Below are 15,337 nucleotides of genomic sequence, written 5' to 3'. Positions count from 1 at the left end.
GCACGGACGGACGGGCACCCCGGAGTACGGTCCTCCGGGGTGCCCGTCGCCCTTTGTCCTCCCGCTGTTCCTACTGCGCGGGCCAGGGCACCTGCGGGGAGCGGTAGTACCCGATCCCGAGGGCGTCCCAGCGCGGCGCCTGGGCCGCCAGGCGCGTCTTGTAGGTGTTCCAGTCGTGCGTGGCCGCGGGCGACCAGCCGAGTTCGGCGACGCCGGGCAGCCGGGGGAAGGCCATGGCGTCGATGTGGGCGGAGGTGGACAGGGTCTCCGACCACAGCGGGGCCTCGACACCGCGCACCGCGGAGGCGGGCGCGCCCGGCAGGTAGCTGCCCGGGTCCCAGTCGTAGGACCGCTGCACCTCGACGTAGCCGGCCCAGGCCAGTCCGAGCGGGGTGTCCTTGGTGTACTTCATGTCGAGGTACACCCGGTCGGCCGGGGACAGGACCAGCCCGGTGCCGTTCTGCGCGGCCTGGGCGACCTGCGCCTTCTCCGCGGCGCTGGTGGAGTCCAGGCCCCAGTACTGGGCGAGCGCGCCCTTGGCCGGAGTGGAGCCGGTCAGCTGGTGCCAGCCGATCACCGTCTTGCCGTACTTGGCGACGATCGGCTGCACCCGGTTCATGAACTTCACGTAGTCGTCGTGGCTCGTGGAGTGCGCCTCGTCGCCGCCGATGTGCAGGTAGCGGCCGAGGGTGAGGGCGGCCAGCTCGCGGATGACGTCGTCCACGAAGTCGTACGTGATGTCCTTGGACACGCACAGCGAGCTGAACCCGACGTTGGTGCCGGTGTACAGCGGCGGTGCCACGCCGTCGCAGTTCAGCTCCGCGTAGGAGGAGAGGGCCGCGTTGGTGTGGCCGGGCATGTCGATCTCGGGCACGACCTCCAGATGGCGGGAGGCGGCGTAGCGGACGATCTCCTTGTAGTCGGCCTTGGTGTAGTGGCCGCCCGCGCCGCCGCCGACCTGCGTGGAGCCGCCGTGGGTCGCCAGACGCGGCCAGGAGTCGATGGCGATGCGCCAGCCCTGGTCGTCGCTCAGGTGCAGATGCAGCTTGTTGATCTTGTAGAGGGCGAGTTCGTCGATGTAGCGCTTGACCTGCGTGACGGTGAAGAAGTGCCGGGAGACGTCGAGCATGGCGCCCCGGTAGGCGTAGCGCGGGCTGTCCTGGATGGTGCCGCCGGCGACCAGCCACGGGCCCGGCTGCACGGACTTCTTCTCGACGGCCGGAGGGAGCAGCTGCCGCAGAGTCTGCACACCGTGGAAGAGGCCGGCCGGCTCCCCGGCCGTGATCGTCACCCCGCTCGCCGCGCTGTCCAGCCGGTAGCCCTCGGCGCCGTACGATCCCTTGGCCAGTCGCAGCCGAATGCCGCCGTCGCCCTGTGTGGTCAGCGGCAGGCGGTAGCCGGTGGAGGGCCGCAGGACGTCCGCGAGGTACTCGCCCACCTGGCGTGCCCCACGGGAGCCGTCGACGCGGATGTGGGTGCCCGCCGTGATGCGGTACGGGGATCCGCCCGCCTGGACGGAGGCGGGAGCCGGGACCACCTGGCCCAGCGGTGTCGCGGCCGGTGCGGGCGCCGCCTTCCCGGCGGGCACGGCGCCCACGGTGAAGGCTCCGGCGGCCGCCACGAGCAGCAGCGCGCCCAGGGCCCGGCTCGTCCTGGGCATCCGGATTCTGCGGGGAGTCGTGCTGTGGTGCCGTCTCACATGCGCTCCCTTCGTTCGGCTCGGGGACTCCATGAGCCCCGACGGTATAGACCACTCTCTCGCAGATGCGGTGAAACAATCTCCCCATGACGGAAATCATCCAGAGCGACGGCACGTGGGTCCTGGACGACGACGCCCTGAGACTGACCCCGGGACGGGACAAGAACGTCGGTCTGCTGCGCCGGACCCTGGGTGAGATCCGCGTACCGCTCGCCGCTCTGGCGGGCGTTTCGTTCGAGCAGGGCAAGCGGGCCGGGCGGCTCAGGCTGCGGTTGCGCGACGGCGCCGATCCGCTGCTGCACGCGACCGCGGGCCGGCTGACCGAGCCGCACGACCCCTATCAGCTGCTGGTCGAGTCCGAGCGCTACGGAGTCGCCGAGTACTTCGTGGACGTGGTCCGTGACGCCCTGCGGCTGGAGCAGGTGCCCTCGGACCCGGTGACGGAGTACCTGCTGCCCGGCCCCGCGCTGCCGCTGTCGGTGTCGGCCGGGGACGGCACGGCGAGCTTCGACGGCGAGCGGGTGCGTCTGGAGTGGAACTGGAAGACGGAGGACGCCAAGGCCGCCAACGGGGCCCGCACGCTCGCGCTGGCCGACATCACCGCGGTGGAGTGGCTGCCCGCCGCCGGGCTGGAGAACGGCTTCCTGCGCCTCACCGCGCGGGGCGCGCCCGCCGACGTCCCGCCCAAGCACGACCCGAACGCCGTGGAGCTGTGGGGTTTCAAGAGGGACCCGCTGATGGCGCTGGTCGCGGCGGCCGTGCAGGCCCGGCTGCCGCATCCGTCCGCGCCCGTGGACGGGACTGTGGACGGGACCGTGCCGGGCGGGCCCGCCGCGGTGGAGGCCGCGGCCCCCGACCGGGGCGCGGAAGGGGCCGACGAGGACCACGACGCCCTGCTGCGGCGGCTGCGCGAGCTGGGCGAACTGCACTGCGCGGGAGTGCTCACGGACGAGGAGTTCACCCTGGCCAAGCAGGCGGTCCTCAGACGCATGTGAGAACCGCTCCGGGCGCCGCCGCCACCTCGCCCCTACGATCCCACCGACACCCCCTGCCCGAAATCGGGCAGGTTTCTTGCGAAAGCCCGTCCCTTACTCCAGAATCCACCGGGTGCACGACGAACTTGTTGATCACCTGACGCGGTCCACGCCCCTGAACCGGGGCGAGGCGCTGCGGGTGGTCCAGGACGTGCTCGCCTACTTCGACGAGACGACCGAAGGGTTCGTCCGTCGCCGCCACCGCGAGCTCCAGGCCCAGGGCCTGGTGAACGCGGAGATCTTCGAACGGATCGGGGCGGACCTGAAATACCGGGCGGTGGCACCGCCGGAACTCTCCCTCCGGCAGCTGCGCCGGATCGTCTACGGCTGAGGGATACCTGTACATGTGCGGAATCGTCGGATACATCGGCAAGCGTGACGTCGCCCCCCTGCTCCTGGAAGGCCTTCAGCGTCTGGAGTACCGCGGCTACGACTCCGCGGGCATCGCCGTCACCTCGCCGAAGACGGCCGGCCTGAAGATGGTCAAGGCCAAGGGCCGGGTCCGCGACCTGGAGGCCAAGGTCCCGGCGCGCTTCAAGGGCACCACCGGCATCGCCCACACCCGCTGGGCCACCCACGGCGCCCCCTCCGACGTGAACGCCCACCCGCACATGTCGGCCGACAACAAGGTCGCCGTCGTGCACAACGGCATCATCGACAACGCCTCCGACCTGCGCCGCAAGCTTCAGGCGGACGGCGTGGAGTTCCTCTCCGAGACCGACACCGAGGTGCTCACCCACCTCATCGCGCGCTCCGAGGCCGAGACGCTGGAGGAGAAGGTCCGCGCCGCCGTCCGCCAGGTCGAGGGCACCTACGGCATCGCCGTCCTGCACGCCGACTTCACCGACCGCATCGTGGTGGCCCGCAACGGCTCGCCGGTCGTGCTCGGCATCGGCGAGAAGGAGATGTTCGTCGCCTCCGACATCGCCGCGCTGGTCACCCACACCCGGCAGATAGTCACCCTCGACGACGGCGAGATGGCCACCCTCAAGGCCGACGACTTCCGTACGTACACCACCGAGGGCACCCGCACCACCGCCGAGCCGACCACCGTGGAGTGGGAGGCCGCCTCCTACGACATGGGCGGCCACGACACCTACATGCACAAGGAGATCCACGAGCAGGCCGAGGCCGTGGACCGGGTGCTGCGCGGCCGGATCGACGACCGGTTCGCCACCGTGCACCTCGGCGGCATCAACCTCGATGCCCGCGAGGCGCGCGCGGTGCGCCGGGTCAAGATCCTCGGCTGCGGCACCTCCTACCACGCGGGCATGATCGGCGCCCAGATGATCGAGGAGCTGGCCCGCATCCCCGCCGACGCCGAGCCGGCCTCCGAGTTCCGCTACCGCAACGCGGTGGTCGACCCCGACACGCTGTACATCGCGGTCTCCCAGTCCGGTGAGACGTACGACGTGCTGGCGGCCGTGCAGGAGCTCAAGCGCAAGGGCGCGCGGGTGCTCGGCGTCGTCAACGTGGTGGGCTCCGCCATCGCCCGCGAGGCGGACGGCGGCATCTACGTGCACGCCGGGCCCGAGGTCTGCGTGGTGTCCACCAAGTGCTTCACCAACACCTGCGTCGCCTTCGCGCTGCTCGCCCTGCACCTGGGCCGCATCCGCGACCTGTCGGTGCGCGACGGCAAGCGGATCATCGAGGGCCTGCGCAGGCTGCCGGCGCAGATCTCCGAGATCATGAAGCAGGAGGAGGAGATCGAGCGGCTGGCCCAGGACTACGCCGACGCCCGCTCGATGCTCTTCATCGGCCGGGTCCGGGGCTACCCGGTGGCCCGTGAGGCCTCCCTGAAGCTCAAGGAGGTCTCCTACATCCACGCCGAGGCCTACCCGGCCTCCGAGCTCAAGCACGGCCCGCTGGCCCTGATCGAGCCCGCGCTGCCGACGGTGGCGATCGTGCCGGACGACGACCTGCTGGAGAAGAACCGCGCGGCCATGGAGGAGATCAAGGCCCGCAGCGGCAGGATCCTCGCCGTCGCCCACCAGGAGCAGGAGAAGGCCGACGAGACGATCGTCGTGCCCAAGAACGAGGACGAACTGGACCCGATCCTCATGGGCATCCCCCTCCAACTCCTCGCCTACCACACGGCACTGGCCCTGGGCCGGGACATCGACAAGCCCCGCAACCTGGCCAAGTCGGTAACGGTGGAATAGCAGATCGCCCCGCAGGGGCGCCCCAGGGGCGCGGGGCTGTATCGATATGCGGCTCCGCCGCGGGGGCGCGACCAGCCCCCACGCACCCGCACAGGCAGAACAAACAGACCGGACCCCCACGTGTGCCACCCATCACGCGGGGGTCCGTCTTCATCCGCCGGGGAGCAACTCACCCCACCCCCCAGCCCGCGCAGCTAACCGGTGGCCGTCACCCCCCGGCCGGCAGCGCGTCGCGGAAGTTCCGTGGGCCAGTGGGCGAGCGCCGCCGTGGCCGCGTACCAGGCGACCGCTCCGGCCGCCACGGCGAACCAGCCGCCCACCTTCGCCAGGCCGCCGTTGTCGGCGAAGCGCGCGATGGCGAGCAGCACCAGGGAGACGAAGAACAGCCCATAGGTGCCCTGTCCGAGCACGTCGCCGCCGGCGAGCGTCAACGTCAGGGCCACGAGGGCGAACAGGAGCAGGAAGAGCCCCGCGCCGTTGCCGGAGACCTGGTTGCCCGCCGAGACGGCCCAGGTGAACCAGAGGGCGCCGAGCGCGCAGTAGGCCGTACCGGTCGCGGTGTCGCGATCGCGGAAGGCCAGCAGTCCGGCGACGAACAGCGCGACGCCGCCCACATAGTGAGCGAGTGTCACCGAGTCGTTCGCCGTCACTCCGTTGATGACTTCGGTGTACCCGAGGCCGAAGGCCAGCAGGGTGACACCGAGGGCGAGTCGGCCGAGGATGGTGGTCGTGGTGCTTCCCGCAGAGACGTCGTTGGCCACGGCAAGCTCCCTTCATGCCTGCGCAGTTGTGCGGTGACCGGTATATGCCCTTCACAAGGGCACAAACACCTCTACGTGCGAGTAGCTTCGCGGAAAGTCATGACCGGAAGGGGATTTGGCCAACGTCGGCCCGACCGGGGCGGAACCGCCTAGTGCTGCGACCGGAAAGGTTTGCCGGAAAGCTCGCGGCGTCCGGTGCTGGGGGTACCTCCCACGCCTTTCAGGCTGTGGGGGAGCATCGCAAGGCGGAGCATTACCCGCGTACTGGATGTACTCGGGTGATGCGACAACGCGGCGTGGGGGTGCCCCCGGCCGAAGGCTGGGGGAGTGCCGTGCCGGGCGTCGCGAGCCGGTGAGCCTTTCCGGTCGCAGCACTAGGGGATGACGACGACCGGCCGCTGCGCGCGCTTGGCGAGCCGGCCCGCGACCGAGCCGAACAGGCGCCCCACGAGACCGTGCGTGGAGCCCACGACGATCGCGTCCGCCTCGTACTCCTTGCCCACCTCTTCGAGTTCGTGGCAGATGTCGCCGCCGCGCTCGACGAGGATCCAGGGCACCTCCGCCAGGTACTCCGCGCAGGCGAGTTCGAGACCGAGGACCTCGGTGCGGTGGTCCGGCACGTCCACGAAGACGGGGGGCTCGCAACCCGCCCACACCGTGGTGGGCAGCCGGTTGGCGACGTGCACGATGATCAGGCCCGAGTGGGTGCGTTGCGCCATGCCGATCGCGTAGGCGAGGGCGCGCTCACTGGAGGTGGATCCGTCGAAGCCGACGACGACGCCGTGCTTGAACGCCGGATCGCAGGGATGACGTGGCTCTTCTGCCGCCTGGGGATCGGCCGCCGTGGGGTCGGCGAGCGGTCGCTTGCGGTCCGCGGGTTCGAAGAATTCGTGACCGGCCATGGCTGTCTCGGGGATGTGATCCTTTGTCGGGGACGACAGTCTGCGGCGAAGCTGTGTCCGGGAATGGTCTTCCCGTCCCCATACCCCCAAGGGTACGGCGGCACGCCTCCTTAGCCCAGATCCCGCGCACTCTCCGTGGCGGTTCACCGGAGCATGCACGAGCCACGCCCGTAACGCAATGGTTGGTGCCCCGTACAGGCGGTTTGTACGGGATTCACTTTCCGCGACGGACGGGATCACGGTAACGGCGGGGCGCCATCGGGGAGTCGCGCGGGGTACCGGGCGGCCGCCTGGAGCCCGCACGGTGCCGCACAGTGACCGACCGATCGAACAGGCGTTGAACCCGGAGAACCGCCGCCGTAGGGAGCACGCCGTGTCCGGACCCCGCACCGTCCCCGACCGACACCCGGGCCTCGCACAGGACACCACACCGGGCATCGCACAGGACACCACACCGGGCATCGCACAGGACACCGGGCAGCGCGCCGGGGCCGACGGGGAGGACGGCGCCGTGGGCGACACCGCGGGCGAGGTGGTGCGCTGGGCCGTCTTCAGCTGCGTACTCGTCCCCGTGGTCCTGCTCTGGTACGGCACGTCGTTCGCCGGCGCCGCCGGCACCGCCCTGGGCCTCGCGGCCGCCACCGGGGCCTGTCGGGCGCTGCTGCGCCGCTCCGAATGCGAGGCGGCCCGGCTGCGCGCAGAGGAGCGCGCCCCGCACCGGGGCCGCCACCACGAACGGGGACCGGGGCGCACCGGGGCGGTCGGCACCTGGGCGGAACGACACCGGTCGGCTGACCGGTTTTTGCGCACGCGGACGTAGCTTTTCAGCCAACTTCTCGCATCCGTGCATTCTCCGGCCTAAGCACCCCTCACCCCCCGTTCGACCTGCACGGAAAGGGCCTCCGTGGCACCGCGCACCCTACGTGGATTGGCCACCACCACGAGGCGCACTTCCCTGCACGCTCCCCGAGTGCAACGCTTCGTGATCGAATGCTTCACGCCAAGTTGCCATGTCGACAATGTGCCGGGTGACGAACTGGTCAACACGGCACGGCGGGACGCAGTAGATTCGATCTTGACTGTCTTACGGCGGGGGACCCGTGCAGGACCGAGGGGAAACGTGCAGGAGCGACACAACCGAGGAGCCGCGACCACCGAGGGGGGCTTAGCAGTATGAGCCACGACTCCACTGCCGCGCCGGAAACCGCGGCCCGGAAGCTTTCCGGGCGACGCCGCAAGGAGATCGTCGCGGTGCTGCTGTTCAGCGGCGGCCCCATTTTCGAGAGTTCCATACCGTTGTCGGTGTTCGGGGTTGACCGCCAGGACGCCGGCGTACCGCGCTACCGACTACTGGTGTGCGGCGGCGAGGAAGGCCCGCTGCGGACCACAGGGGGCCTGGAACTCACCACACCGCACGGCCTGGAGGCGATCTCGCGGGCGGGCACGGTCGTCGTGCCGGCCTGGCGCTCGATCACCTCGCCGCCGCCGGAGGAGGCGCTCGACGCACTGCGCCGGGCGCACGAGGAGGGGGCCCGCATCGTGGGCCTGTGCACCGGGGCGTTCGTACTCGCCGCGGCCGGGCTGCTGGACGGCCGGCCGGCGACCACGCACTGGATGTACGCGCCGACGCTGGCCAAGCGCTATCCGTCGGTGCACGTGGATCCCAGAGAGCTGTTCGTCGACGACGGCGACGTGCTGACGTCGGCGGGTACGGCGGCCGGGATCGACCTGTGCCTGCACATCGTGCGCTCGGACCACGGCAACGAGGCGGCGGGCGCGCTGGCCCGGCGGCTGGTGGTCCCGCCTCGCCGGAGCGGAGGCCAGGAACGCTACCTGGACCGCTCTTTACCGGAGGAGATCGGCGCCGACCCGCTCGCCGAGGTCGTCGCCTGGGCGCTGGAGCACCTCCACGAGCAGTTCGACGTGGAGACGCTGGCGGCGCGGGCGTACATGAGCCGGCGTACGTTCGACCGCCGCTTCCGCTCCCTGACCGGGAGCGCGCCGCTGCAGTGGCTGATCACCCAGCGGGTGCTCCAGGCGCAGCGGCTGCTGGAGACGTCCGACTACTCGGTCGACGAGGTGGCGGGCCGCTGCGGCTTCCGCTCCCCCGTGGCGCTTCGCGGCCACTTCCGGCGGCAGCTGGGCTCGTCCCCGGCGGCGTACCGGGCGGCCTACCGGGCGCGGCGGCCGCAGAACGAGCGGCCGGGAGACGGCGACCTCGTGTCGGGGACGGCCGGCATGCCGGGCGGCCCGGGACCGCACTCCGCGGCGGCACCGGCCGGGCCCGCGTCGCCGCTGCCCTCCTTCCACCCGGAGGGCCAGGTGCCCCACCAGGCGCGCCGCGCGGCGGCCCTGTCGGCGAGCGTCCCCGGCCAGCGCGGCGGCTCCTGACCCACGGCGGCAGGGTGGACGGGCCTTCTGGTCCCGTCCACCCGGCCGTCCCGGCGCGGGGCCGCGCCTGCCGTTGTCCGACAAGGGTGCCGCACGGTCGGTCCGGGTCGCGGCGGGGCGCCGTAAGGTGAGACACATGAACGATCGCATGGTGTGGATCGACTGCGAGATGACCGGCCTCTCGCTGTCCGACGACGCGCTCATCGAGGTGGCCGCCCTCGTCACCGACTCCGAGCTGAACGTACTCGGCGAGGGAGTCGACATCGTCATCCGGCCGCCGGACTCGGCGCTGGAGACGATGCCGGAGGTGGTGCGTGAGATGCACACCGCGTCCGGCCTGCTCACCGAGCTGGCCGGCGGCACGACACTCAAGGACGCCGAGGAGCAGGTCCTGGCCTACGTACGGGAGTACGTCAAGGAGCCCGGCAAGGCCCCGCTGTGCGGAAACTCGGTCGGCACCGACCGCGGCTTCCTGCTGCGCGACATGCCGACGCTGGAGGGCTATCTCCACTACCGGATCGTGGACGTGTCCTCGGTCAAGGAGCTGGCCCGGCGCTGGTACCCGCGGGCGTACTTCAACAGCCCGGAGAAGAACGGCAACCACCGCGCCCTGGCCGACATCCGCGAGTCCATCGCGGAGTTGCGCTACTACCGCGAGGCCGTCTTCGTCCCGCAGCCCGGTCCCGACTCCGACACCGCCAAGGCGATCGCGGCGAAGCACGTCCTGCCTGCTCAGCAGGCGTAGCGGGGCTCCGCGAAGGAGCGCCGCGAAACCCGTGCGCGAGCACCCCTTCCGACCCTGTAGACTTCTTCTCGGCCGGTCGGGGAAACCGCAGAATCCCTCTGACCGGTCATGGTGGGTGTAGCTCAGCTGGTAGAGCACCTGGTTGTGGTCCAGGATGCCGCGGGTTCGAGTCCCGTCACTCACCCTTCACCGAGAGGCCGGTGACCTGATACAGGTCACCGGCCTCTTTCGTGCCAGTTGCGGGCGGGCCGCAGCGGGAGCGTCTGCGCGCCTGCACCGCGCCCCGCTGCGTGCGTTACTTCGTCCAGGGCCACGGGCGGCAGGAGTGGTGCAAGCCGTCATGCGGAAACCGCGCGCGAGCTGCTCGCCACTACAGGCGTCAGCACATGGGGGCCGACAGTGGTTCCGCTTCCTCCTGACCGGCCCAGGACCGCGCGCCGGGGCCGGTAACCTCGACAGCCATGAACCGACGGCGGCGCAAGAAGCTCTCCGGTCACCTCGTCACGGCGGCCATGCTGGGCGACACCGCCCGCGCGGAGGCCCTGTTGCGGGCCGGCGCCGATCCGGAGCGAGCGGACAGGGAGGGCACCACCCCGCTCTATGTGGCGTCCGTGCAGGGGCAGGTCGAGATGGCCCGGCTGCTCCTCGCGGCCGGGGCGTGCCCGGACGCCGAGAGCGGGCACGGATCGGAGGGCACGCCCCTGTGCGCGGCCGCCTGCTGGGGGCACACCGAGAGCGTGCGCGAACTGCTGGCGCACGGTGCCGATCCGAATCTTCGTGAGGACCACGGCACGGGCCGCACTCCCCTGGAGTGGGCGGTCGCCGATTCCCATTCCGAGACCGTCGCCCTCCTCGTCGCGGCGGGAGCCACCCGGGGCGGCGACCCGAGGCCCGCTACGACGACGTCCGCACCATCAGCTCCGTAGGCAGCACGAGCTGCCGCCGCTCCAGCCCCCGGGAGACCGCCGGCCGGCGGTCGGCGATCTCGTTCAGCAGGAGGTCGATCATCGCGCGGCCCATCTCCTCGATGGGCTGGCGGACGCTGGTCAGGGGCGGATCCATGTGGCGGGCGATGGCGGAGTCGTCGTAGCCGACGAGAGCCACGTCGTCGGGGATGCGGCGGCCCGCCTCGCGCAGCACCTGGCGGGCGCCGGCCGCCGTGACGTCGGAGGCGGCGAAGACGGCGTCCAGGTCGGGGCGGTGCTCCAGCAGGCGCGTCATCGCGCGGCGGCCGCCACCCTCGGTGAAGTCTCCCTGGGCCACGAGGAGTTCGTCCACCTCCAGGCCCGCGTCCCGCAGGGCCTCGCGGTAGCCGTCGACGCGGCGCTGGGCACCGTAGACATCCATGTGGCCGGTGATGTGGGCGACGGTGCGGCGGCCGCGGGCCATCAGGTGCTCCACGGCGGAGCGGGCGCCTCCGTAGTTGTCGGAGTCCACCGAGGTCAGGGTCTCGCCCGCCGACCGCGGACCGCTGATCACGGCCGGGATCTCCAGCTGGGCCAGCATGTCCGGCAGCGGGTCGTCGGCGTGCACCGAGACCAGCAGGACGCCGTCCACCCGGTGCGCGGCCAGGTACTGGGCCAGCCGCTGCCGCTTCTGGTCGCTGCCGGCGAAGATCAGCAGCAACTGCATCTCCGTGTCCGACAGTCCGGCGCCGACCCCCCGCAGCATGTCCGAGAAGTACGGCTCGGCGAAGAAGCGGGTCTCCGGCTCGGGCACGACGAGGGCGATCGCGTCGGTGCGGTTGGCGGCGAGGGCGCGGGCGGCCGTGTTGGGGACGTAGCCGAGTTCGGCCACCGCCGCCTCGACGGCGGCCCGGGTGGCGTCGCTGACCCGGGGCGAGCCGTTGATCACCCGCGAGACGGTGCCGCGGCCGACGCCGGCCCGCGCGGCGACCTCTTCGAGGGTCGGCCGACCGCCGCTCCGGCCCCGCGCTCCGTGGCCTGTCATTGGCTCCGCCCTTCCGCCGTCGAAACCGCCTTGGCCTGGAATGTAACAGTCTCCCGAGCGCGGACGCCGTGCCCGGGTGCCGCCGCGGCGGGCCCCGGGGGACGGGACGGCTCCGCATACCCGGATCGAGGACCTCCCCCCTCCCGCGTTAGTTAACAGGCCGATAACTGAACGCATTTGTCCTCGCTCACACCCTTGACACCCCCGCTCGAACCCGCGACTCTTCAACACATCACTGGTGGGAGCGCTCCCACAGTACCTGACACATACACAACCCGCACGTTCCCCGCCCGAGCCGCAGCGAGTACAAACGGGCCCAACATGCAGTTGGCCGGGGGGTCGGCACGTCAGGGCAACAGGAGGACGCAATGCGAGCACGTTTCCTCCCCCATTCTCGACTTCGTTCGAGTGGGGGGACCCCCATCGCCCGCAAGGCGGTGGTCCTGGCGGCAGCCGCATCGCTGGGCGCCGGGCTGCTGGCCGGCTGCTCCAGCGACAGCGGAGACGAGTCCGGCTCGTCGAACGGCGGTGGCAACGGCGGTGGTGCCAAGGTCACGATCACGATGGGCCTCTTCGGCACGATGGGCTTCAAGGAGGCCGGCCTCTACGCCGAGTACGAGAAGCTGCACCCCGGCATCAAGATTCAGGAAAACGTCGTCGAGCGCAACGAGAACTACTACCCGGCGCTCGTCAACCACCTGACCACCAACAGCGGCCTGATGGACGTCCAGGCCGTCGAAGTCGGCAACATCGCCGAGGTCGTCGCCACCCAGGCGGGCAAGTTCGAGGACCTCTCCAAGGCCTCGGGCGTGGACAAGAGCAACTGGCTGGACTGGAAGTGGCAGCAGGCCACCACCAAGGACGACCAGACCATCGGCCTGGGCACCGATATCGGCCCGATGGCGATCTGCTACCGCAAGGACCTCTTCCAGCAGGCCGGTCTGCCCACCGACCGCGAGGAGGTCGGCAAGCTGTGGGCGGGCGACTGGAACAAGTTCGTCGCGGCCGGCGAGACGTTCAAGAAGAAGGCACCCAAGGGCACCTACTTCATGGACTCCCCCGGCGGTCTGATCAACGCGATCCTCAGCAGTGAGGAGGAGAAGTTCTACGACGCCTCCGGCAACGTCATCTACAAGACGAACCCCGCCGTCAAGGCCGCCTTCAACTTGACGGCCAAGGCCGCCCAGGAGGGGCTGGTCCAGTCGCAGACGCAGTTCCAGCCGACCTGGGACCAGACGATCGCGAACAACAAGTTCGCCACCATGGCCTGCCCGCCGTGGATGCTCGGCTACATCAAGGGCAAGTCGAAGTCGGACGCGGCCGGCAAGTGGGACGTGGCCGTGCCGCCGAAGGGCGGCAACTGGGGCGGTTCCTTCCTGGCCGTGCCCAAGAGCGGCAAGCACGTGAAGGAGGCGACGGAGTTCATCGCCTGGCTGACGGCTCCCGAGCAGCAGGCGAAGCTGTTCGCCGTCCAGGGCAGCTTCCCGAGCGCGCCGGCCGCCTACGACATGTCGTCGGTCACCGACGCGAAGAACGAGATGACCGGTGACGCGCCCATCGGCAAGATCTTCGCCGAGGCCGCCAAGTCCATCCCGGTCCAGGTGATCGGCGCGAAGGACCAGATCATCCAGCAGGGTCTGACGGACAACGGCGTCATCCTCGTGACGAAGGGCAAGTCGCCCGCCGACGCCTGGAAGACGGCCACGAAGACCATCGACAACAACCTGGAGAAGTGACCGGTATGGCCACCCGGCACGACACCGCCGCGCCCCCGGAGGGGGGCGCGGCCCCGGGCCGCCCAGTGGAGACCGACACCGCCGACGCGGAGCACCGGCGCCGGGCGCGGCTGTCCCGCCGCTGGCAGCGGGACATGCGGTGGAGCCCGTACGCGTTCGTCTCGCCGTTCTTCCTGCTGTTCGTCGCCTTCGGGCTGTTCCCGCTGATCTACACGGCATGGGCCTCGCTGCACACGGTGGAGCTGACGGCGCCGACCGACATGGAGTGGGCCGGGCTGCGCAACTACACCCGGATCTTCGACGACGAGTTCTTCTGGAACGCGGCGCGGAACACCCTGACCATCGGCATCATCTCCACGGTTCCGCAACTGCTGATGGCGATGGGCCTGGCGCACATCCTGAACTACCGGCTGCGCGCCTCGACCTTCTACCGGGTCGCGATGCTCGCGCCGTACGCGACCTCGATCGCCGCCGCCTCCCTGGTCTTCGTGCTGCTCTTCGGCCGCGACTACGGCATGATCAACTGGGTGTTGCACGCGGTCGGCTTCGACCACGTCGACTGGCAGAACGACAAGTGGCCCTCCCAGATAGCCGTCTCCACGATCATCATCTGGCGCTGGACGGGCTACAACGCGCTGATCTACCTCGCGGCGATGCAGGCCATCCCGAACGACCTGTACGAGTCGGCGGCCCTGGACGGTGCCAACCGGTTCCGGCAGTTCTTCCACGTCACCCTGCCGCAGCTGCGCCCGACCATCCTGTTCACCGCCGTGGTCTCGACCATCGGCGCCAGCCAGGTCTTCGGCGAGCCGCTGCTGTTCGACGCCAACAAGGGCGCCTCCGGCGGTGCCGAGCACCAGTTCCAGACGCTGGGCCTGTACCTGTACGAGCAGGGCTGGGTGAACCAGCACCTGGGCCGGGCCTCCGCGATCGCCTGGACGATGTTCCTGATCCTGATCGTGATCGGCGTGGTCAACTACGTCATCTCGCGCCGGCTGCGCGCCAGTAGTTAAGGAGACCGGCCGTGACGACGACGACCCTGACCGAACCCGAGACGCCGACCGCCGGGCCGCGCCGGACCCGCCGGTCCAAGGCCGCCCGCGCGGGCGGACAACTGCACGCCGGCCCGATCGCGTACGTGATCCTGGCCCTGTTCACCATCGGGTCGCTGTTCCCACTGGTGTGGACGGCGATCGCCGCGTCCCGGAACAACAACCGGCTGGCGCAGACCCCGCCGCCCTTCTGGTTCGGCTCGAACCTGATGCACAACCTCCAGGTCGCCTGGACGGACGCCAATCTGGGCAAGGCGTTCGTCAACACCACGATCGTGGCGGGTATCTCCGCGGCGACGGTCGTGTTCCTGTCCACGATCGCCGGCTTCGCCTTCGCCAAGCTGCGCTTCAGGGGCCGGGGCGCACTGATGCTGATCGTGATCGGCACGATGATGGTGCCGCCGCAGCTCAGCATCATCCCGCTGTACATGATGGTGGCCAAGCTGGACTGGACCGACCAGTTGCAGGCGGTGATCCTGCCGTCGCTGGTCAGCGCGTTCGGTGTGTTCTTCATGCGGCAGTACCTGCTCCAGGCGCTGCCGGACGAGGTCATCGAGGCCGCCCGGGTGGACGGCGCGAGCAGCTGGCGCGTGGTGTGGCACGTGGTGTTCCCGGCGGCGCGTCCTGCGATGGCCGTGCTGGGGATGCTGATGTTCGTGCAGACCTGGAACGACTTCCTGTGGCCCTTCCTGGTGCTGACCCAGACCGGGAACCCGACCGTGCAGGTCGCCCTCGCGGGCCTGGGCCGCGGCTACACCCCCGACCAGTCCCTGATCATGGCGGGCGCGCTGCTCGGCACGCTGCCGCTGCTGCTGGTCTTCGCGATCTTCGGCAAGCAGATCGTGGGCGGCATCATGCAGGGCGCGGTCAAGGGCTGACGCCCGCGGCCCGTCCTCTCACGCGCG

Annotated in this window: 13 protein-coding genes, 1 tRNA gene and 2 pseudogenes; 12 read left to right on the top strand and 4 right to left on the bottom strand. The window is 70.4% G+C overall.

Translation table 11 applies throughout. The features are described 5' to 3' along the window. Window positions 1-70: 70 nt before the first annotated feature. Entirely contained in the window at window positions 71-1,660 is a 1,590-nt protein-coding gene (locus ACWEK3_RS02800) for a beta-N-acetylhexosaminidase (RefSeq protein ID WP_453248737.1), read from the bottom strand. Between the two features lie 125 nt (window positions 1,661-1,785). Between ACWEK3_RS02800 and ACWEK3_RS02795 the strand changes: the two genes are divergently transcribed. From ACWEK3_RS02795 to glmS, 3 genes are all read left to right on the top strand, one after another. Further along, a complete protein-coding gene (locus tag ACWEK3_RS02795; protein ID WP_453248736.1) occupies window positions 1,786-2,694 on the top strand; it encodes a DUF4429 domain-containing protein in 909 nt (302 codons plus the stop codon). A gap of 112 nt (window positions 2,695-2,806) precedes the next feature. Then, a complete protein-coding gene (locus ACWEK3_RS02790; RefSeq protein ID WP_361415479.1) occupies window positions 2,807-3,064 on the top strand; it encodes a hypothetical protein in 258 nt (85 codons plus the stop codon). A 13-nt stretch (window positions 3,065-3,077) separates the two neighbouring features. Next, window positions 3,078-4,895 carry a glutamine--fructose-6-phosphate transaminase (isomerizing) gene (gene glmS, locus ACWEK3_RS02785; RefSeq protein WP_365425032.1) on the top strand — a complete coding sequence of 606 codons (1,818 nt, stop codon included), beginning with the start codon at window positions 3,078-3,080 and terminating at the stop codon, window positions 4,893-4,895. 194 nt (window positions 4,896-5,089) lie between these two features. Here the strand turns inward: glmS and ACWEK3_RS02780 are convergent, their stop codons facing one another. Beyond that, on the bottom strand, window positions 5,090-5,656 hold the full coding sequence (locus tag ACWEK3_RS02780) for a GPR1/FUN34/YaaH family transporter (protein WP_382616684.1): 567 nt from the start codon (window positions 5,654-5,656) through the stop codon (window positions 5,090-5,092). A 374-nt stretch (window positions 5,657-6,030) separates the two neighbouring features. Then, a complete protein-coding gene (locus ACWEK3_RS02775) occupies window positions 6,031-6,558 on the bottom strand; it encodes a universal stress protein (RefSeq protein ID WP_361415475.1) in 528 nt (175 codons plus the stop codon). A gap of 511 nt (window positions 6,559-7,069) precedes the next feature. Between ACWEK3_RS02775 and ACWEK3_RS02770 the strand changes: the two are divergent. From ACWEK3_RS02770 to ACWEK3_RS02745, 6 genes and pseudogenes are all read left to right on the top strand, one after another. Next, window positions 7,070-7,353, top strand: a pseudogene (locus tag ACWEK3_RS02770) (hypothetical protein). Window positions 7,354-7,731: 378 nt separating this feature from the next. Beyond that, complete coding sequence (locus ACWEK3_RS02765; protein ID WP_450538101.1) at window positions 7,732-8,949, top strand: GlxA family transcriptional regulator; 1,218 nt, start codon at window positions 7,732-7,734, stop codon at window positions 8,947-8,949. A gap of 136 nt (window positions 8,950-9,085) precedes the next feature. Continuing rightward, window positions 9,086-9,694: an oligoribonuclease gene (orn, locus tag ACWEK3_RS02760; protein ID WP_361415471.1), complete on the top strand. Its 609-nt coding sequence runs from the start codon at window positions 9,086-9,088 to the stop codon at window positions 9,692-9,694. Window positions 9,695-9,805: 111 nt separating this feature from the next. Further along, window positions 9,806-9,878: transfer RNA gene (locus ACWEK3_RS02755), tRNA-His, on the top strand. A 61-nt stretch (window positions 9,879-9,939) separates the two neighbouring features. Beyond that, window positions 9,940-10,113: pseudogene (locus ACWEK3_RS02750) on the top strand (CGNR zinc finger domain-containing protein); the annotation flags it as partial. Between the two features lie 42 nt (window positions 10,114-10,155). Further along, a complete protein-coding gene (locus ACWEK3_RS02745) occupies window positions 10,156-10,620 on the top strand; it encodes an ankyrin repeat domain-containing protein (RefSeq protein WP_450538097.1) in 465 nt (154 codons plus the stop codon). On the opposite strand, the gene ACWEK3_RS02740 is transcribed toward ACWEK3_RS02745, so the two are convergent. Next, a complete protein-coding gene (locus ACWEK3_RS02740) occupies window positions 10,589-11,644 on the bottom strand; it encodes a LacI family DNA-binding transcriptional regulator (RefSeq protein WP_365427385.1) in 1,056 nt (351 codons plus the stop codon). The two genes, ACWEK3_RS02745 and ACWEK3_RS02740, sit on opposite strands and share 32 nt — an antisense overlap. Before the next feature lie 368 nt (window positions 11,645-12,012). Here ACWEK3_RS02740 and ACWEK3_RS02735 point away from each other — a divergent pair, with 368 nt between their 5' ends. The 3 genes from ACWEK3_RS02735 to ACWEK3_RS02725 are packed head-to-tail and all read left to right on the top strand — an operon-like array spanning window position 12,013 to window position 15,310. After that, window positions 12,013-13,380 (top strand): ABC transporter substrate-binding protein, encoded by a 1,368-nt coding sequence (locus tag ACWEK3_RS02735; RefSeq protein ID WP_450538096.1) that lies wholly within the window; start codon window positions 12,013-12,015, stop codon window positions 13,378-13,380. 5 nt (window positions 13,381-13,385) lie between these two features. Continuing rightward, window positions 13,386-14,393, top strand: a complete 1,008-nt coding sequence (locus tag ACWEK3_RS02730) for a carbohydrate ABC transporter permease (RefSeq protein WP_453248778.1) — start codon at window positions 13,386-13,388, stop codon at window positions 14,391-14,393. 11 nt (window positions 14,394-14,404) lie between these two features. Beyond that, window positions 14,405-15,310 (top strand): carbohydrate ABC transporter permease, encoded by a 906-nt coding sequence (locus ACWEK3_RS02725; protein WP_453248735.1) that lies wholly within the window; start codon window positions 14,405-14,407, stop codon window positions 15,308-15,310. The last annotated feature ends 27 nt before the right edge of the window (window positions 15,311-15,337 follow it).

The organism is Streptomyces sp. NPDC004721 (genome assembly GCF_053601495.1).
This window is presented reverse-complemented; position numbering and strand designations above follow the sequence as displayed.

What these genes read in the sequence shown, in the direction of transcription:
- ACWEK3_RS02800 (WP_453248737.1), bottom strand. Translation starts at nt 1,660, where the DNA reads ATGCCCAGGACGAGCCGGGCCCTGGGCGCGCTGCTGCTCGTGGCGGCC.
- ACWEK3_RS02795 (WP_453248736.1), top strand. Translation starts at nt 1,786, where the DNA reads ATGACGGAAATCATCCAGAGCGACGGCACGTGGGTCCTGGACGACGAC.
- glmS (WP_365425032.1), top strand. Translation starts at nt 3,078, where the DNA reads ATGTGCGGAATCGTCGGATACATCGGCAAGCGTGACGTCGCCCCCCTG.
- ACWEK3_RS02775 (WP_361415475.1), bottom strand. Translation starts at nt 6,558, where the DNA reads ATGGCCGGTCACGAATTCTTCGAACCCGCGGACCGCAAGCGACCGCTC.
- ACWEK3_RS02765 (WP_450538101.1), top strand. Translation starts at nt 7,732, where the DNA reads ATGAGCCACGACTCCACTGCCGCGCCGGAAACCGCGGCCCGGAAGCTT.
- orn (WP_361415471.1), top strand. Translation starts at nt 9,086, where the DNA reads ATGAACGATCGCATGGTGTGGATCGACTGCGAGATGACCGGCCTCTCG.
- ACWEK3_RS02745 (WP_450538097.1), top strand. Translation starts at nt 10,156, where the DNA reads ATGAACCGACGGCGGCGCAAGAAGCTCTCCGGTCACCTCGTCACGGCG.
- ACWEK3_RS02740 (WP_365427385.1), bottom strand. Translation starts at nt 11,644, where the DNA reads ATGACAGGCCACGGAGCGCGGGGCCGGAGCGGCGGTCGGCCGACCCTC.
- ACWEK3_RS02735 (WP_450538096.1), top strand. Translation starts at nt 12,013, where the DNA reads ATGCGAGCACGTTTCCTCCCCCATTCTCGACTTCGTTCGAGTGGGGGG.
- ACWEK3_RS02730 (WP_453248778.1), top strand. Translation starts at nt 13,386, where the DNA reads ATGGCCACCCGGCACGACACCGCCGCGCCCCCGGAGGGGGGCGCGGCC.